Annotated in this window: 13 protein-coding genes and 1 pseudogene; 7 read left to right on the forward strand and 7 right to left on the reverse strand. The window is 71.6% G+C overall.

The features are described 5' to 3' along the window. Positions 1-2 precede the first annotated feature (2 nt). The 6 genes and pseudogenes from ACTWM8_RS09410 to ACTWM8_RS09435 form a co-directional block, all read left to right on the forward strand. Positions 3-1550, forward strand: a complete 1548-nt coding sequence (locus ACTWM8_RS09410; RefSeq protein ID WP_446213452.1) for a class I adenylate-forming enzyme family protein — start codon at positions 3-5, stop codon at positions 1548-1550. After that, on the forward strand, positions 1550-3073 hold the full coding sequence (locus ACTWM8_RS09415; protein ID WP_357920498.1) for an acyl-CoA mutase large subunit family protein: 1524 nt from the start codon (positions 1550-1552) through the stop codon (positions 3071-3073). Before ACTWM8_RS09410 ends, ACTWM8_RS09415 begins: the two co-directional genes overlap by 1 nt. Before the next feature lie 6 nt (positions 3074-3079). Further along, a complete protein-coding gene (locus tag ACTWM8_RS09420; RefSeq protein ID WP_357920495.1) occupies positions 3080-3799 on the forward strand; it encodes a sulfite exporter TauE/SafE family protein in 720 nt (239 codons plus the stop codon). An 82-nt stretch (positions 3800-3881) separates the two neighbouring features. Further along, a complete protein-coding gene (locus ACTWM8_RS09425) occupies positions 3882-5060 on the forward strand; it encodes a thiolase family protein (RefSeq protein WP_357920492.1) in 1179 nt (392 codons plus the stop codon). Positions 5061-5074: 14 nt separating this feature from the next. Then, complete coding sequence (pcaD, locus tag ACTWM8_RS09430) at positions 5075-5953, forward strand: 3-oxoadipate enol-lactonase (RefSeq protein ID WP_446213453.1); 879 nt, start codon at positions 5075-5077, stop codon at positions 5951-5953. Positions 5954-6003: 50 nt separating this feature from the next. After that, positions 6004-6291, forward strand: a pseudogene (locus ACTWM8_RS09435) (transposase); the annotation flags it as partial. An 11-nt stretch (positions 6292-6302) separates the two neighbouring features. Here ACTWM8_RS09435 and ACTWM8_RS09440 read toward each other — a convergent pair. The 6 genes from ACTWM8_RS09440 to ACTWM8_RS09465 form a co-directional block, all read right to left on the reverse strand. Continuing rightward, entirely contained in the window at positions 6303-7214 is a 912-nt protein-coding gene (locus ACTWM8_RS09440; RefSeq protein WP_446213454.1) for a hypothetical protein, read from the reverse strand. A 643-nt stretch (positions 7215-7857) separates the two neighbouring features. Continuing rightward, positions 7858-8007 (reverse strand): hypothetical protein, encoded by a 150-nt coding sequence (locus ACTWM8_RS09445; protein WP_446213455.1) that lies wholly within the window; start codon positions 8005-8007, stop codon positions 7858-7860. Between the two features lie 252 nt (positions 8008-8259). Further along, positions 8260-10797 (reverse strand): hypothetical protein, encoded by a 2538-nt coding sequence (locus tag ACTWM8_RS09450; protein WP_446213456.1) that lies wholly within the window; start codon positions 10795-10797, stop codon positions 8260-8262. Beyond that, positions 10794-12128, reverse strand: coding sequence for an SWIM zinc finger family protein (locus ACTWM8_RS09455; RefSeq protein WP_446213457.1), 1335 nt, complete (start codon positions 12126-12128; stop codon positions 10794-10796). The genes ACTWM8_RS09450 and ACTWM8_RS09455 overlap by 4 nt, the downstream gene beginning before the upstream one ends. Positions 12129-13095: 967 nt before the next feature. Continuing rightward, complete coding sequence (locus ACTWM8_RS09460) at positions 13096-14730, reverse strand: MFS transporter (RefSeq protein ID WP_446213458.1); 1635 nt, start codon at positions 14728-14730, stop codon at positions 13096-13098. Beyond that, positions 14724-15419, reverse strand: coding sequence for an SDR family oxidoreductase (locus ACTWM8_RS09465; protein ID WP_446213459.1), 696 nt, complete (start codon positions 15417-15419; stop codon positions 14724-14726). The genes ACTWM8_RS09460 and ACTWM8_RS09465 overlap by 7 nt, the downstream gene beginning before the upstream one ends. Before the next feature lie 983 nt (positions 15420-16402). On the opposite strand from ACTWM8_RS09465, the gene ACTWM8_RS09470 reads away from it, so the two are divergent. Next, entirely contained in the window at positions 16403-16795 is a 393-nt protein-coding gene (locus tag ACTWM8_RS09470; protein WP_446213460.1) for a hypothetical protein, read from the forward strand. Positions 16796-16984: 189 nt separating this feature from the next. Here the strand turns inward: ACTWM8_RS09470 and ACTWM8_RS09475 are convergent, their stop codons facing one another. Beyond that, positions 16985-17812 (reverse strand): hypothetical protein, encoded by an 828-nt coding sequence (locus ACTWM8_RS09475; protein WP_446213461.1) that lies wholly within the window; start codon positions 17810-17812, stop codon positions 16985-16987. Between the last annotated feature and the right edge of the window lie 377 nt (positions 17813-18189).

The following is an 18189-nucleotide window of genomic DNA, read 5'->3' on the forward strand; positions in this document are numbered from 1 at the left end:
CGATGAGGGACATCGGCCAGCTCGTGGCCCGCGCCGCCCAGCGGTACGGCACCCGGGTGGCGGTGGACGGGCCCGCGGGCAGCCTGACCTTCGCCGAGCTCGGCGACCGGGTCACCCGGCTGGCCAACGGGCTGCGCGCCATGGGGCTGCGGCCGGGCGACCGGGTGCTCGACCTGCAGTCCAACCAGAACAGCTACGTCGAGACCGACCTGGCCATCCGCAGCGCTGGCCTGGTACGCGTCGCGCTCAACTACCGGCTGCACCCCGACGACTGGGCGCGGATCGCCGATGACTGCGGGGCGACGGCGCTCATCTACGACGCCCGCTTCGCCGAGCAGGCGGAGTCGCTGTGCTCGGGCTTCGCCGGCCGGCTCGTTGTCGTCGGCGACGGCCCCGGCACGCGGTACGAACGGCTGCTGGCAGACGCGAGCACGGCCGCGACGGCGCCGCTCGACGTCGAGGCGTTGTGCGGGCTGCACTATTCGAGCGGCACCACCGGCCACCCGAAGGGCGCCCTGCGTACCCATCGCAACTGGTTCGCCAGCCTGGTGAACATGAGCTACGACGTGCTCGGCGGACGCCCCGGCACCGACGACGTCTATGTCCACGCCGGGCCGATCACCCACACCAGTGGGCTGTTCGTCCTACCGTTCCTGGTGGCCGGCGCGACCCAGCTGGTCCTGCCGTCCTGGGACCCGGACGCGTTCGTCGAGGCGGTGGAGCGCCGGGGCGCCACCCACACCGCGCTGGTCCCGACGATGGTCGCCCGGCTGCTCGCCCGCCCCGACATCGACCGCCAACGGCTGGCGGGGCTGAAGATGCTCGGTTACGCCGGCGCTCCGATCCCCCCGGAGCAGATGCGCCAGGCGTACGAGCGCATCACGCCACACCTCGTGCAGTACTACGGCCTGGTCGAGGCGATCCCCCCGGTCACGGTCCTCGGCGCGGTCGACCACGCGCGCGGCCTCGCCGACGAGCCGGAGCTGCTCACCTCGGCCGGCCGGCCCGCGCTGGGAGTGGAGCTGTCCATCGTGGATTCCGATGGTCGGCGGTTGCCCGCCGGCGAGATCGGCGAGGTCATCACCCGGGGCGACCACGTGATGCGCGGCTACTGGAACGCCGAGGACCGCGACGACCTGTCCAAGGCCGTCCGCGACGGCTGGCTGCACACCGGCGACCTGGGCCGTCTGGACTCGGCCGGTCGGCTCTACCTCGTCGACCGCAAGGGAGACATGATCATTTCCGGCGGTTACAACATCTACCCCCGTGAGGTGGAGGACGTCATCGCAGAGGTCCCGGGCGTCGCCGAGGTCGCGGTGCTCGGCGTCGACGACCCGGACTGGGGCCAGCGGGTGACCGCGCTCTACACAGCGCACAGCACCGCCACCGTCACCGACGACCAGGTGCTCGAGCACTGCCGCCGACGGCTGTCCTCCTACAAGAAACCCAAGGAGCTGCGGCGGGTCGACAGCTTCCCGCTCAGCTCCACCGGGAAGATCGCCAAGAAGGTCCTCCGCGAGCGACTCGCCACCGAGACGGCGGGGCGCTGATGCGGCGGCTGCAGGCGGACTACACACCGGTCGGGGCCGAGCGACCCGGCGAGTACCCATACACGCGCGGTGTCTCGGCCGAACCCAAGCCCTGGATCATGGGCCAGTACGCGGGCTTCGGCACCGCAGCCGACTCCAACCGCCGGTTCAAGACACTGCTGGACGCCGGAGTGACCGGGTTCTCCGTGGCGTTGGACCTGCCGACCCAGATGGGTCTGGACTCTGACGACGCCCGGGCGGTCGGCGAGGTCGGCCGGGTCGGCGTCGCTATCGACTCGCTGGCCGACATCGAGACCCTCATGGACGGCATCCCGCTCGAGTCCATATCCCAGGTGCGCACCACCGCCAACTCGGTGGGCTACGTGTGGGCGGCGATGTTCATCGCGCTGGCTGAGAAGCGCGGTGTCGACCCGGGCGAGTTCGGCATGTTCATCCAGAACGACGTGCTCAAGGAGTTCATCGCCCGCGGCACCCAGATCTTCCCGCCCGAGCCGTCGCTGCGCCTGGCGGTGGACACCATCGAGTACGTCGCCCGCAAGGTGCCGAGCTGGGTGCCGCTGGCCATGTCCGGCTACCACATCCGGGAATCCGGCGCCGACGCCGTCCAGGAGATCGCCTTCACGTTCGCCAACGCCCGCGCGTACCTGGACGAGGCGGTCCGGCGCGGGGTGTCGGTTGACGAGGTCGCGCCGACGCTGTTCACGTTCCTCGCCATCACCATGGACTTCCTGCCCGAGGTGGCGAAGCTCCGCGCGGCGCGCCGGGTCTGGGCCCGGCTCATGAGGGACACCTACGGCGCCCGCGACCCACGCTCCCAGCAGCTGCGCATCTTCGCGTTCACCGCAGGCTCGACGCTGACGGCGCAGCAGCCGCTGAACAACGTGGCCCGCACGACGGTCGAGACCCTCGCCGCCGCGCTGGCCGGTGTGCAGACCCTGCACGTGTCGGCCTACGACGAGGCGCTTGGGGTCCCCACCGAGGCCGCCGCGACCCTCGCGCTGCGCACTCAGCAGGTCGTGGCGAACGAGACCGGCCTGGTGGACACCCTCGACCCGCTGGCCGGCTCGTACGCCGTCGAGTCGCTCACCGACGACCTCGAGCGGCGCATCGTTGACGAGCTGGACCGCATCGAGCGGCGCGGCGGCGCGCTGGCGTGCATCGAGTCGGGCTGGTTCGCCCGGGAACTCTCCGACGCGGCCTACGCCCACGCCCGCGACGTCGAAAGCGGCGAGCGGATCGTGGTGGGCGTCAACCGCTATCCGGCGCAGACCGAGCCGCTCGAGGTCTTCAAGGTCGACCCCGCGCTTGAGGAGGCCCAGGCGCGGTCGCTCGCCGCGTTGCGGGACCGCCGCGACGGCGCGGCCGTCGCGGCGGCGCTCGAAGACCTCACCGCCGCGGCTAAGGCCGGCGAGAACATCATGCCGGCGTGCATCGACGCGGTCCGCGCGTATGCGACGGTGGGGGAGCTCGTCGACCGGCTCCGTGAGGTCCACGGGTCGTGGATGCCGACCACATCCTTCTGACTACCCATGTTCAGCTACCAGCTCCTCCTCGTCGTCGGGATCGCCGCATGCGTCGGCGCCCTCGTCCAGAGCTGCGTGGGCTTCGGCCTCGGAGTCGTCGCGGCACCGGTCATCACCGTCGCCGACCCGTCGCTGATGCCCGCGTCGCTACTCGTGATCAACGGCCTGTTGCCGCTGTTGACACTGGCCTGGGAGTGGAAGCACATCGACTTCCCCGGCCTTGGCTGGGCGCTGCTCGGCCGCATCCCCGGCACGATCTGCGGCGTCTGGCTGATCGCCGCGTTCCCCGGACGCGGAATGGAGGCCGTGGTCGCCATGACGGTGCTGGTGGCCGTGGGCATCAGCCTGCTACCCGTGGACGTACCCCGGACGCGTCTGACCCTGTCCGTCGCGGGCGGCGTCGCCGCAGTCACCGGCACCACAGCCGCCATCGGAGGGCCGCCCATGGCGCTCATCTACCAGCGGGCGGGGGCCGCCCGACTGCGCGCCACCCTCGGAGCTTTCTTCGTCGTCGGCGCGGCCGGCTCACTGGGCATGCTGCAACTGGCCGGTCATCTCGAACGGCGCTCGATCATTGGCGGCCTGCTCATGCTCCCCTTTGTCGCGATCGGATTCGCACTGGCGGCCCCGCTGCGCCGGCACCTCGACTCGGGGCGCATCCGGCCCGCCGTGCTCGCCGTCGCCGCCTGCGCCGCCACGGCCCTGCTCGTCAGGGCCGCGATATAGAAGACCCGGCACCCGCCACTACGACAAGACGCGAGGGTACGCCACCGGCGGTCCCGGGCGTACAGAACGGAAAGGACCTCAAGTGGCTGAAGTCTTCGTCCTCGACGCCGCTCGAACGCCTGTCGGCCGCTACGGCGGCGCGCTGGCGGACGTGCGCCCCGACGACCTCGCCGCCCATGTCGTACGAGCGCTGGTAGACCGGTCCCCGGCCCTCGACCCGGCCATGATCGACGAGGTTGTCTTCGGAAACGCCAACGGAGCCGGTGAGGACAACCGCAATGTCGCCCGGATGGCGGTTCTGCTCGCCGGACTACCGACGTCGGTGCCGGGCGTGACGGTCAACCGGCTGTGCGGATCCGGCTTGGAGGCCGTCGTTCAGGCCGCACGCGCGATCGAGACCGGTGACGCCTCGCTCGCGCTGGCCGGGGGAGTCGAGTCCATGAGCCGCGCGCCCTGGGTACTGCCCAAACCCGCCCGGGCCTTCCCGCGCGGGCACGAAACGCTGCACTCGACGACCTTGGGCTGGCGCATGGTCAACCCGCGCATGCCGCAGGAGTGGACCATCGCCCTCGGCGAGGGCGCGGAACTGATGGCCGACATCTACGGCATCTCCCGGGAGGCCCAGGACGCCTTCGCGCTGCGCAGCCACACCCGCGCCGCAGCGGCGTGGAAGAACGGCGTCTACGACGGCGAGGTCGTGCCCGTCGACGGAACCGGGTTGACCAGCGACGAGGGCGTCCGCGGGGACGCCGCGGCGGAGGCGTTGGCCCGCCTCAAACCAGCCTTCAGTACGGACGGCACGGTAACCGCGGGCAACTCCTCGCCGCTCAACGACGGAGCGGCGGGCCTGCTGCTGGGCGACGAGGCCGGTGCACGCGGCATCGGCCGCGAGCCGCTGGCCCGTATCGCCGGCCGGGCAGCCACCGGCGTCGACCCCCACATGTTCGGGATCGGCCCGGTGCAGGCTGCATGGACGGCGTTGGAGCGCGCCGGTATCGGTTGGGACGACCTGTCCGTGGTCGAGCTCAACGAGGCGTTCGCGGCGCAGGCCCTGGCCTGCCTCGCCGAATGGAAGGAACTCGATCCGGAGATCGTGAACCCCAACGGCGGCGCCATCGCCATCGGTCATCCACTCGGCGCCTCAGGCGCCCGCATTCTCGGTAGCCTCGCCCACGAGCTCCGCCGGCGCGGCGGTGGCTGGGGTCTCGCCGCACTCTGCATCGGTGCCGGCCAAGGGCTCGCCGTCGTACTCGAGGCCTGAGGATGAGTACACCTGTGAACGCGAACCGAGCAGCGGTGTTGCCGCGCGACCACGAACAGGAGAAAGGCTTGCAGCACGTGTCCTACTCCACCCACCACGTCGCTGGCCGCAGCGCCATCGATGTCCACGCCGTTGTGGAAGGCCCCGAAGACGCACCTGTTCTCGTTTTGTCCCCAAGCCTCGGCAGCACCCTCGCGACGTGGGAGCCGCAGGCCGCAGCGCTCCGCGACCGGTTCCGCGTGGTGCGCTACGACCACCGCGGCCACGGCGGGTCACCCGTTCCGCCTGGGCCCTATGAGCTGGCCGACCTGGGCGCCGACGTACTGCGGTTGCTAGACCGGCTGGAGGTCCAAGCCGCTCACTTCTGCGGGCTCTCCCTGGGCGGCATGACCGGCATGTGGCTCGCAGCGCACGCTCCCGAACGGGTCCGCCGGCTCGTCCTATGCTGCACCTCGGCCCGCCTCCGACCAGCGGAGGCGTGGGCGGAACGGGCGGACCTGGTTCGCCGAGAGGGAACCGCAGCGGTCGCCGATGGTGTCGTGACCAGATGGTTCACACCCCGCTGGGTACAGGCGCACCCGGAGGCAGTCAGGGACATGCGAGCAATGATGGCGGCTACGCCCGCGGAAGGCTACGCATCCTGCTGCAGCGCGATCCACCGCATGGACCTGACCGACGCACTGCCTACGATCCGCGCCAAAACGCTCGTCATCGCAGGTCACGAGGATTCGGCCACCCCACCAGAGCACAGTCACGCGATCGCCGAGGGCATCAGGGACTCACGTCTCGAGGTGCTCTCGCCGGCCGCGCACCTCGCCAACGTCGAACAGCCAGAGGCCATCACCCGTCTCCTCCTCAAGCACCTGCGGGGGGAGGAGGGCCTGTGGATTTAAGGGTGTTTCGGCCTGACCCGGCTGGCTTCGTGCCTGGTGAGGAAGGTGCCGTGACGACGACACTGGACGACGTGACCGCGAGGAAGAAGAAGAAGCCGAAGCCGTCAGCTGAGGCAGCCGCCGCGGCCGAGCTGGTGCGCCTGGCCAAGGAACAAGGCTTGTCGCTGACTGGCCCGGACGGGCTGCTCAAGCAGTTCACCAAGACGGTCCTGGAGACTGCCCTCGGCGAGGAGATGACTGAGCACCTCGGCTCTGAGAAGCACGACCCTGCCGGGGCTGGATCAGGCAACATCCGCAACGGGACCCGGTCGAAGACGGTGCTGACCGACGCGACGGGCCATGACGTCGATCAGCTCTGCGGCTGTTGCCCCTGCGGTCCTACCAGCCGCGCCGTGACCTGCCTCAGTGGCTGGCTGCTGTTGACGATCTTCTTCATCCGTTGCCACGCCGCTCGGGCCGGAGATCCGCCCATCACGCCACCCAGCCCCCCCGCACCGCCGCCAGCCGCCGCCCCCTTGTTCTGAGCCAGTTGCTGGGTGGTCTGTCCGAGCTGCTGGGTGGTCTGCCCGAGCTGTTGACCGGCCTGCTGGGTGGCCTGCTGCAGCGTCTGCGACAGCGGCCCATTGGGCCCCAGCGCCTGCTGCGCCGTCTGCCCGACGTGGTCGAGCGTCCGCGCCAGCGGCCCCTGCGGCCCGAGCACCTGCTGAGCTGTCTGCCCGACCTGGTTCACGGCGGTGTCCACCGTCTTCACCACCGACTCGATGATCTGAGGGTTGCGCTCGATGGTGCGGAGGGCGCTGTCGAGAATGCCGCGGAGCTCTTCGAGCCGAACCTCGAGCATCGCCTCGGCTTCGACGCCCTTGATGTCGATCTTCACCGTGCCGAGATGCGCCTGAACGCCCACGTCGAGCTGGAGCAGGTTACCCAGCCGGGCTCGCAATGAAACGGAGGCGTCCAGGTTGTCGACCTCGACGTAGATCTGTTCGACCTTGACCTGCGGGATCTGAAGGACGACGTCCGGGTCTGACATCGTCTTGCTGCTGTGCCCGCCAGCCGGCTGGGGAAGGTCGTGCTCACCACTCTGCGGGACGGCGGGGCGTTTGCCGGACTCGGCATCCGTTGGCCCGCCGGCGGGACAGAGGTTCTGGCCCCGACCGGCGACTTCCCCGCCCTCCTCGGCGTCGCGCTGCCGATCGACCTGCTCGCGCGGTTGCGCAGGCGCCTCCCGTGCGCCCGTGTCCCGGCTCTCCGGTTCGGCCATCCCGCACTCCTCGGGCCTCGCCTAGCATGCGGACCGGATGGGGCCCACCATCGGTATGTGGCTCCGATCCTCGGCCCATCCCCTCGGACCGGGTCGCGGTCTACCCGTGTGCCGACGCATCAAACGGTTCAGGGGTGCGGCCGAGGAGACGGCGGATCAGCTGCGCCTGAAAGCGAGGGGCAAGCAGGTGAGCTCCCACCCGTGCCCGCGCTCACGACGACCCCGACGACAGGTCGGCGCCTTCGCCTGGGTGTGGTGCCGACTCCGTCGGACCGGTCGGCTCAAGCTGTCGCCCGGCAAGGCCATCCTGCCCGGCCCCAAGCAGGTCTTCCGTGATCCCGGCGGGGACAGCGGTAACGTCGTCAGGCTACGCGACGAGCCGCCACCGGGCGACCGCCGACCGCTGCTGGCCCCGGTCACGGGCGACGGCCGTCGGGTTGGCCCGGCCGATCCCCCGGCGCGGTACGCGAGCGCCACCGGTTCGACGCCGATCTCGCCTGGCTCCCGGAGGCGGCCCGCAGGCTGGCCGACCCGACGCCACTGACCTCCACCGTCAGCCCGCGCTCACCGCCCTCCACCGCCGGATCGCCGAGCGGATGGCGCCGACCTCGACCGGCGCCGTCCGCCGAAACGGTCGGTGACGCTACAACATCTCCAGCGGCTGCGGGCCGGCCGGCGGCGGGAACGCCGTGTCGAGTGCCGCCACGTCCTCCTCAGTCAGATGCAGGTCGCGCGCTTCCGCGTTCTCCCGGGTGTGTTCGGGCTTGGACGATCGGGGGATGGCCGCGACCATCTCCTGCCGCACTCGCGTGGAGCGCCGCCAGCGGCAACGGCCGGTGGCATGCCGTCCGGACCGTTACCCGCGGGAGCGGCGTGCCGGCTCCGCCGGATCAGCGCAGCGACCGACACCACGCGCATGACACTTCGACCGTCGCCGACAGATGACCTTCACCGTCAGCGGCAGTATCGCGCCGCGGAGGTCCCGCCGGACAGGGCCGGAGGTCGTGAGCCGGCTTCCATCCACGCCTCGCTACCAGCATCCCGGTCACCGGTCGAGCGCGGCGGCCAGGCGCCGCGCCTCGGTGACCAGCCGGCTCGACCCGCCGCGCGCGGCGACCTCGGCCAGCCCGGGCACGTCGATCCGGGCGCCGGCCGCGCCCGCCGTCTCCGCCGCCAGGGTCAACAGGTCCGGGGTGCCGCGCGGGGCCTTCGGCGCCGCGAGCAGCGCGGGTAACGCGGCGGCGAGCAGGCGCCAGGTGCTGAGCGGGGCACCGGCGGCGGCCGCGTCGCGCAGCGGCTGCAGGGTGCGGGTCAGCGTGAGGTCACCGACGGCGGCGAGGGCGCCGAGGTGGGCCCCGACCGCGGGAGCGTCCAGGTCGCCGGCGGCGGCCAGCATCAGCAGGGCGTCAACGGCGGCGACCCGGTCGGACTCGTGCCGGGCACCCAGGCCGTACGCGAGGGCGAGGTCGACGGCGGGACCGCCGTCGCCGCCGCACTCGGCGAGCAGCGGCAGGATCGCGGCGCCGCCGGACAGGTCCTGGTCGGCGCCGCTGGCGATGTCGGGCAGCGCGTACGCCGCGACCAGTCCCCGGTAGCCGGGCAGCACGGCCGGCCAGAGCAGGGCCGCGCCGCCGACGTAGCTGTCCACGGATCCGGCCGGCACGGTGAGCAGGCCGAACGGGTCGTCGACGCCCTCCGGCGGGCTGACCAGCACGTGCGTCCGCTGCCGGGGCAGGTGCTCGTACCCCCAGTAGTAGCCCTGTCGGTGCTCGCTACGGGGCAGCGTGACCACCCGCTGGTCCGGGGTCGGCAGGCCGCCGGCGCGCAGCCATCCGGCGAGCCGGTCACCGGCGGGCGTGCCGAGTGCCGCAGCCCTGGCCGCGAGGGGCTCGTCGACCCGCGCGGGCAGCCGCAGCAGGGCCTGCGTCAGGTCCACCTCCCACGCGCCGCGCTCGCCGAGCCGGTTCAGGCGGTCGTACAGCACCTCCGGGTCGATGGCGCCGTTTGCCGTGGTCGGGGCCGCGAGCAGACCGGGGTGCTGGGGTGGGCCGACGCGGTCACCGATCTCGGCCAGCCGGGCGCGCAGCAGCCGGTGCGGCGGGGGTACCCGTGGATCGAGGGACGGTCCGCCCGGCGTGCGGCGCCGCAACGCCGCCAGCATCGCGGCCCACCGTCCCCGCCGTACGCCCCCCTCGACCGGGTCGGCCGCCGCGTGCAGCACCCCGCCGAGGAGACCGCACAGGCAGCACGGATCCCACGGGTGCTCCTCCGCGCCGGCGCGGTGCCGCCGCAGCACCGGAATCAGGGCGTCTTTCAGCCGGGCCCGGTCGCCACCGGCGAGCCGGACCACTGCGTCGAGGACCCGTTCCAGACCGGACGCCGTCGTGGGGCCGCCGAGCAGGGAGGCGGCCTCCTCCGCCAGCTCGTCCGGGTCGGTGATGGCCGGGGGCGCGGGCAGCGGGCCGGCCGGTGGCGGCAGGTCGTCGCCCACCGCACCGACCACGACCCGCGGGGCGACCACGTGCCCGTGCCGGGCGGCCAGCGTGCCGGCCCGGTCGCGGACGTCCGCCGCCGGGTGGTCAATCGCTGTCGCGATGACCTCGGCGATCTCGGCCGCCCGGTCGGGGTGCCGGCGGGCGAGCTGGTCCAGCCAGCCGAGCTGGGCGCGGACCAGCGCCTTGTCGGGCCGGACGAGGACGGCACGCGACGCGTCGAGCAGCCCCTCGACCTCCACGCCGTCGAGAGCCCGCAGCGTCTTCTGCGCCATCGACGCCACGGACCCGGGGGCGTCGGCGAGCAGGCGCAGGTAGTCTCCGCGATGCCGGTCGACCTCGCTGGCGGTGGGCTCCAGCAGGGCGTGCAGGGTGACGAACGCGCGCAACGCGGCCGGCCGGTCGCCGCGCAACAGCCGGCTCACGCAGCCGTCGAGCAGCATCGTCCGGTCCAGGCGGCCCTCGCCGGCCAGTCGCGCCAGCGCGCGCGGCAGGGCGAGCTTCTCGTCGGTCATGAACTCGTCGAAGGACATCCGCGTCCCGGCGCCGTCCACCTCGAACAGGCGCGGCACCAGGGCGTCGAGGAACACGTCCGCCCGGAGCCGGTCCACCAGCGGGACCGGTCGCTGCCACTCCGGCGGCCACGCCATCAGGGCGAGCCACCCCTCCACGAACTGGTCACCGGTGGGTGTCGCCGCCTTCTCGGCGGTGAGCAGCTCGGCGACGAATCCCCAGCCGTCCATCGGGTCGTCCCGGCGGAGCCGGTCCGCCAGCCGGTCCGCCAGCTCGGCCAGCCAGGGCACCCCGCGCGTCCGCGCGACCTGGACCACCAGCCCTGCGTCGGCGCCCCGCAGCGACACGTTCCGCCGGCCGAGCAGCTCGGCCGCCGTGGCGGCGGTGGGCAGGCACCCGACCGCGGCCACCGCCAGGGCCGTCGCCTCGTTGTTCCACCACCAGTTGTCGCGCCGCCGGCGCACGTGGGCCACCAGCCCGTCGGCGAACGACCGCCGCCCATGGTCGTCGAGGCCGGTGACCGCGTCGACGGCCGCGCCGATGTCGCCCCGGACCAGGAACTCGAACGGATCGGTCACGCCCCGACCTCCACCGGAGCGCCCACCATCGTCGTGGCGAGCGCGTGCTTGCAGGGCCCGCGCTGACCGCGGTGCCGCGCCCACCAGGGGCAGGAGCAGGTGTACGAGCCGTCCGTCCGGCGGCGGACCCGGTAGACCTCGTCGCCGTGGCGTACGGTCGCCGCCTCGCCGTCGAGCGTGACCGCGCCCGCCTCGACCAGCGCCCGCGCCCCGACCAGCCGGGGATTGTCCCGCTCGGCCCGGCCGGCGTCGTACGGCAGCACCCGGTGGAAGTAGCCCGCCTCGGCCACGTCGAAGCCGACCCGGCCGGCGGTGCCCAGCTGGGCCAGCGCGGCCCGGACCCGGTCCGCCGAAATCCCCGCCGAGGCGGCCAGCGCGTGGACATCGATCGTCGGGTCCCAGGACAGCAGCGCGGCGACCAGCGCGGCGTCGTCGGCGACGTCGTCCGTGGCGAGCGCGGTCAGCGCGCCGCCCTCGCCGGAGAAACCCCGGTAGGGCTCCGGCGACAGGGTCAGCGACAGCCGCAGCGCGCCGGTGTCGAGCTCCCACACGCTCGGCAGCGGCGGCGACCCGACCGCCGCCGGTGGCCCGTACACCCGCAGGGTCTTCGCGTACCGGAGCAGCCCACGCAGCGTGGCGAGCCGTCCGGCGCCGGCCAGGCACACCGCGCCGGGCACCGGGCGCGAAGTCAGCCGCAGCGAGCGCCCGGCCGGCACCACCCAGAGCACCGACCGGTCGTTGCCCGCCGGCAGCCGGCGCAGGAAGGCGGCCGCCTCCGCCGCAGGGATCTCCGCCCGCGGTTCCATGGCCGCGGCGATCAGATGGACCTCGGCGAACCCCCGCAGCCAACGCCCGGGCAGCGGCACCTTCTTCTCCACCACCGGACCGTCGAGGGTGGACACGGTCAGGTCGTCCGGCCCCACCGACAGGTGCAGCGGGTCGATGCCGCCCACCCGGGCCAGCGCCTCCCGCAGCGGCGCGTTCACGTCGACGTTGGTGGTGCCGTGCTCGACGATGTCGCCGTCGAACCCGGCCGGCACGACATCCAGCCGCGCGTACACCCCGCAGCAGCCGGAGAACGACTCGAAGCGCATCCGGTCCCGGCTGCCGGTGACCACGGGATCGAGGCTTGCCGGGCTGACCGGCTGGTGGTACCGGGTCCGGGCGACTTCGGCGACCGCCAGCAGCCCGGCGGCCGCCGCCTGCGGAGTCGTCAGAAAACCGGAGAAGAACCGCGGGTTGGTCGCAGGGCCGCCGCTGGTCTGCAGCGCCAGGTCACCCCGGTGCAGCGTGGACGGCTGGAGGTAGCGGTAACTCTGAAGGGCGCTCACGGCTGCAGAACTTACGACCGACCCCCGACAGGGCACGACGGCATGCTGCAACCCCGGCGACAGGGCCCCATCCGACCCGGCAGCGTGGGCCAACGGCCGATCGCCGAAATCCTGTGACATATTGCCCACACCCAGGGGCCAGCGGATCCGACAGCCGATACCTACAGTCGGGCCATGAGCACCGACAAAGGAGTGCGGGTCTGGCCGCCCCAGTGCACATCCGTGTCGAGATCGGTGCGCTTGGCGGTGCCGCTCACGCTCGGGGTGAGGTCCTGTTCGGCGTCTTCAGAGCCGCCCGCCAACGATGGTCGGGGATGACGAGCTTCAAGGCTTCGTCCAGCCATCGACACGCTGGTTCCACGCCTGCTGGTGCCGGCTGAGCTGAAGTTGACTGTCCGCAGCGACACCGCCGAGGAGCGCGAGGACTCGACAATGAGGTGCGCCGGCTAGAACCGGTGATGCGGCTCGCGGAGAACGCGATCCGGCAGGACCTGGGCGATTACTCCGGGAGCACGACGAATGGCGCGGGCGGTGGTGAAGGCGCATGTGGGATCTGGAGGCGGCGGGTCTGTATCAGTACGGCGCAAAAGCCGTCCGCTGGCTGCGGCCCGACGCGCCGGATCTAGCCGCGGATCGATTCTATCCGTTTCCTACCCGTTCGATGCCCAGAGTGTCGGTCACCGACCGCACCCCGATCGTGCTCTTTCGAGCCGTCCTGCTCACTCCATTCCCCCATGGGTTGCTTCATCGGCCGGTGCACCGGGGCATCGCACCCGCCCGTCGACGGGCTCCGCCCGCGGCTCGTCGCGCGCCCGGCGGCAACGGGCGATGTGTCCCGTTGCGATGTCGGGCGCGATCTCCCCTCGCTCGCCGTAGCCGGTTATTCCCGAAACGCGCGCGATCACGCTCGCCTGACGAGCTCCAAAGCCGGTGGCTCACCGTCGGACGACACACCGGCCGGACGGGGTCACGACAGGTCACCGTCGTCGGCCAGCGCCAGGCCGGCGGCGGCCGGCAGCAGGTGCCGCACCTCCGGCTCGCCCTCGGCGAGTTCCTTGGCCAGTTCCTCGGCCTCGCGGTCGGCGCCCGTCAGCCGACCCCCGTGCTGGCGCAGGTGCTCGTCCCAGGACGGCACCAGGTAGACCTCCGCGAACCGGGCCGGGCTCTCGCCCTCGCGGAACAGTCCCCACCGCATCGCCCCGGTACGCTGCCGGAACCCGCGGACGTGGTCCATCGCATCCAGGAACTCGACCTCCCGCCCGGACCGGACGGTGTAGGTGACCACCACCAGCACCGGCCCCACCCGGGGATCCGGTTCGAGGGCCAGTTCCAGGGGCGGCCGGTAGGTGGTCGGGTCCTTGTTCAGCCCGCGCAGCTCGGGCAGCGGCCAGATCTGCGACGTCACCGCGCCGATCAGCATCAGCGCGGCCGCCGCGTAGAACGCGGCCACCAACCCGGCGGTGTCCGCCACCACACCCCAGGCCAACGCGCCGACGGCCTGCCCGCCGCCCTGGACGATCTGGTACACGGCCAGGCCGCGGGCGCGTACCCAGCCAGGCAGGAAGAGCTGGATCTCGGCGTTGACGTTGGCGAGGACGGTCACCCAGGCCACCCCGGCCGGCAGCAGGGCGAGCAGCACCACCGGGACGATCCGCACCGACGCCACCACGATCAGCGTGCCGCCGTAGGTTGCCCCGGCCAGCAGCAGGAACTGGTTCGCCGACATCCAGGTCCGGATCCTCGGCAGCAGCAGGCCGCCGATGATGGCGCCCACCCCGAGCGCGGCCAGCAGCAGGCCGTACCCGCTGGAGTCCATGTGCAGCCGGCGGGCCGCCACCAGCGGCAGCAGCGCCCACAGCGCGCTCGCCGGGATCACGAACACCAGCGCGCGGCGCAGCAGCCGGCGCACGATCGGCGAGTGCCGCACGTACCGGCCGCCGGCCCGCAGCGCGGCGGTGAACCGCTCGGGCACCTCGACGGCGCGGGCGTCGCCGGGCCGCCACCGGAACAGCGCCAGCGCGAAGACCAGGAAGGCCACCGCGTTGAGGGCGAAGACCGGGGCCACCCCGGTGTGGGCGATCAGCACGCCGGCCGCGGCCGGTCCGACGGCCCGGGCCACGTTGACGCTGATCGAGCCCAGCGCCGAGGCCGACCGGAGTTGGTCCCGGGGCACCAGTTCCGGGATCACCGCCGCCCACGCGGGCAGGGTCAGCGCCTGCCCCACGCCGAAGGCGAAGGTGAGGGTGAGCAGCAGCGCCGGGGGCATCCGGCCGGTCGCGGTGAGCAGTGTCAGCGCCGCGGCGACCACCACCAGGAACAGCTGCACCGAGATCAGCAGGTGCCGTCGGTCGAAGGTGTCCGCGAGCGCGCCCGCCGGCAGGGCCAGCAGCAGCGTCGGCAGCAGGCTGGCGGTCTGCACCAGGGCGACCAGGGTGGAGGCGTTCGACTGATGGATCAGCAGCCACTGGGCGCCGACCGTCTGCATCCAGGTGCCGATGTTCGCGGCGAGCAGGGCCAGCCACAGGCTGCGGTAGGCCGCGGTGCGCAACGGCGCCCACGCCGAGACCGTGACCTCGGCCGTGGCGCCTCCGGGCGTCACCACCGCCCGTCCGCGCGGAGCACGCGCTCGCCGGAGACGTACAGGTCGTCGGGGGCGAGCAGCAGCAGCCGTACGACCTCGGTGGCGACCTGCTCCGGCAGCGCGTAGATCTCGTCGAGGAACTCGTCGCCGACCCGTTCCTGCAACCGCGTCGGCATCGGCCCGGGATGCAGCTCCATCACCTTGATCCGGTTGCTGTGCTGGGCCTCGGCCAGCGACTCGACCAGACTGCTGCCGTAGCTCTTGGTGGCCCGGTAGATCGGGATGCCCGGCCGGGGCTTCGTCACGGCCAGCGCTCCGATGTACACCAGGTTGCCGTGACCCTGTCGGCGCAGGTGGTGCAGCGCCTCCTTGAACACGTACGTGGTGCCCAGGGCGTTGATCTCCACGGCCCGCCGGATCCGCTCCGGGGAGAGGGCCGCCAGGTCACCGCCCGCCCACATCGAGGCGCACGCCGCCATCCCGTCGATCACGTCGTACCGGTCGACCACCTCGGCGAACGCGTCCCGGACCTGTTCGTAGGAGGAGACGTCGCAGATCTGCCCGGCGCAGCCCAGCTCGTCCACGACCGTGGCGACCTCGTCGGGCACGTCACCGAGGACGGCGACCCGGTGTTCGTCGACCAGCAGGCGGGCCACCGCCAGGCCGAGGCCGCTGGTGCCGCCGACCACCACGAAGGTTCTGGCACCCATGTCCCTCCCGCTGCCGGCTGCCAAACGGCGCTGCCTTCCCGCTGCCGGAGCTTCCACACGTCGGGCGTTGGGACGGCGCGCCCGGGTCGGATGAGGGCGAATGAACGACGATCGGGTGGACGGTCAACGCCGGCTCCGCTGGCCGTTCCCAGCGGCCATTGCGCAGGATCATGCCGCCGCCCCACTGTCCGGCCCACCAGTCGCTGCTGTCGAACAGCATCGAGCACAGCCAGTTGCGGTTCTGCTCCGCGTCCTGCTGCCGGTACAGGGTACTTTCGGCGTAGTCGGCGAAGTCCGCCCGTTCGCGCGGGTCCGCTGCAGACGCGGCCTGCTGCAGCTGCCACGCGCGGACACCCGCCTCCCGGTCGGCCTCCTTCAAGCGCTGATCCCCAGCATCAGCAGGGGACGCTCAAGACCAACAACACAAGGCCAGAACTGCGGCTGGACATCTGCCCCCCAGGGCGAATCGCGACCACCTTCGATGATTCCAGGCCACTGCAACCGCCGGCGCCGCCCAAAGGTACCGGGTAGTGGCAACGGTCAATCTGCCCCCGGTCGAGTAGCAACCGGGTTGCTTCTGACGCCTGTCGGGTGGCGTCGCCCAGCGCCGCTGACTCGCTCGCCTCGTCGCCGTGAGTAGGTCTCCAACGATTGGGGTCGCCCGGCTTGGCTGTACGGATGGCTGTACACCCAGTTCCTGTCCCGTTGCCAGAAACGGTCAAATGTCGGCCTGACGGGGCGTCCGGCTGCAAGGCCGGCAGCCTCGCAGGCAAAGATCGAGTAGGGCATACTCCCTGCCACGCACCGCTCTTCCGCTTTGCTGGAGGCTCCTGATGACAGCCCGTCTGCCTGCTGCGACCGTTGCCAACGGAGGAGGCGTCTCATCGGTCTGTACCAGGCACGGGGACCCGGCCACGCGCCGCCGCCGCGTGTTGTTTCGGTCGTTTCCTCCAGTCTGGTCATACCTTCTGCTCCCGCTCGGCGTGCTGCCCTTCGCGATCGTCGCGTCGGTGTTGCAGAAGCGGGTGAGGGTGCCAAACTGGCCGTTCTGCGCGAAGTGTGGACGGCTTCGGGTGCGCCGAGTGTTCAGCGGCATCGGGCTGATGCTGCTTGGCTTCGTCGGTGTGGTCGGCTTTTCGGTCGCGCTACCGCCTGAAAGCAGCGCGACCGCAGTTGTTGTCATCTTCTGCCTTCTCGTGCTCTTCACGGGCTTGGTGATCGCCGGAATGACCGGATGGGCCACGGTCGCGTCGGCGTATGTATCAATGGACGGCACCACGTTGCATGTTCGCCGGCCGCACCCGCGCTTCGCAGAGAAGACCGCCACCACGTGCGAGAGGCTGGTGGCATCGAGGCAGAATCCCGTGTCTCAGTAGCAGACCTTCAAGAGCGTGGTCGGCCTGTGGATTAGAAGATCAGGAATGGCTGGTCGGGCCGCTGTGTCCCTGGTCAGCCCGTCCGTGGTTGTCGGGCGACGTCGGCCTCAGTGGGCGGCCTTGGCTGTACGGATGGCTGTACAGCCAAGGCCGTACCTCATGATCTGCAACCGTTGCTGTCGACCGTTCCTAGAGGCAGATCCAGCAGTGGATGCTTTCCCCGCTCGTGCGTGCTCTGCGGGCCAGCCCAACAAATTCCCGCAAACGCGACAGCATGACCTCCGGCTGCGTGTCGCTGTAGTGGGACAGTTCCTCGATGTGTGACCACCGATCTGCTAGGCCCGGCAAGCGGTCGTCCGGGATTTCGGCAAGCGCATCGCGGGCACGCTCGCTCATTGCGACGACCCAGGGTCCTTCGTACTCAGGGTCCTCACCAGCGCCGTCCGGCCAGATAAGTCGTTCCCCGATCAGGTCGGTGGCCCATGGCACGTCGAGAGCGAACGAAACGACCTTACCGAGGGCTACGGGAGGATCGATCCCCTTGCCGTCCACGGCATCCACGACAGGAGAATCTCCCTCTCGCACCACAGGGCCGCCATCGGTAGCGGCCATCAGCTTTGCGACGGCCTCGTCGTCAGAAGCGCGGAAGTAGTCGTACAGAACACCCACAGAAGCCTCCCGATCGGCTGCCATGCCGCCACTTGGAGGGCGACCGAGAGAACAAATAACCCGGCCGCCAGGGGAGTCGGATTTCCTCGTCGGGCTCGGCGGCGGCTGCGTCCGTGGCGTGGACCGCATCTGGATCGGCTGATAGGCCAAGGCTCGGTCAACCACCTCAGCAGCCGTCAACTGGGGGTCAGTCCAGAAGATCAGGCCGGAGACGCTGCCGTCCGGGCAGGCGAGGTCTCGCTCAAGTTGGTCCAGCCACCCGTCCGCCTCAGCGTCGTCCGCGTAGTCGCCCCTCATGATCCGCTCCACGAGGGCAATCGCCTCGTCTCGGGTCAGTTTCGCTGCCAAGTCCCGTGGATGGCCCGGCACGATCGGCTGGTGCCGCTCTTCTCCGGTCCCCCGAGAGGTGCCAGATCCTCGGCTCTCGGTCGGCGTCAAGGGGTGGCCGTAGAGCCATCGGCGTAGCCGACGCGAAGCGCCCTTGACGCCGGCCGAGAGGCGTGGAGAGAACCGGGGGACGGACCCCAACCACGACCACCCGGCGAGGTCTTGCGGTCGCATCATCGCGGCTGGCTCGGCGATGCCGACCGGAGGCGGTTGCGCCGACAGGTGCGGCGCACTCTGGTCGGCGGCGACGGGCGGCCGGGGCGATTGCCGTCGGGTCGTGGTCGAGGGGCCGAACCGGCGGTGCGGGGGACCAAAAACTTTTGGTGGTTTCCTACAAA

It is taken from the genome of Micromonospora sp. IBSANI012 (genome assembly GCF_052814045.1).

Bases quoted from the DNA above. Each gene is read 5' to 3' on its own strand.
- ACTWM8_RS09420 (WP_357920495.1), top strand. From the start codon at position 3,080: ATGTTCAGCTACCAGCTCCTCCTCGTCGTCGGGATCGCCGCATGCGTC.
- ACTWM8_RS09410 (WP_446213452.1), top strand. From the start codon at position 3: ATGAGGGACATCGGCCAGCTCGTGGCCCGCGCCGCCCAGCGGTACGGC.
- ACTWM8_RS09415 (WP_357920498.1), top strand. From the start codon at position 1,550: ATGCGGCGGCTGCAGGCGGACTACACACCGGTCGGGGCCGAGCGACCC.
- ACTWM8_RS09465 (WP_446213459.1), bottom strand. From the start codon at position 15,419: ATGGGTGCCAGAACCTTCGTGGTGGTCGGCGGCACCAGCGGCCTCGGC.
- ACTWM8_RS09440 (WP_446213454.1), bottom strand. From the start codon at position 7,214: ATGGCCGAACCGGAGAGCCGGGACACGGGCGCACGGGAGGCGCCTGCG.
- ACTWM8_RS09445 (WP_446213455.1), bottom strand. From the start codon at position 8,007: ATGGTCGCGGCCATCCCCCGATCGTCCAAGCCCGAACACACCCGGGAG.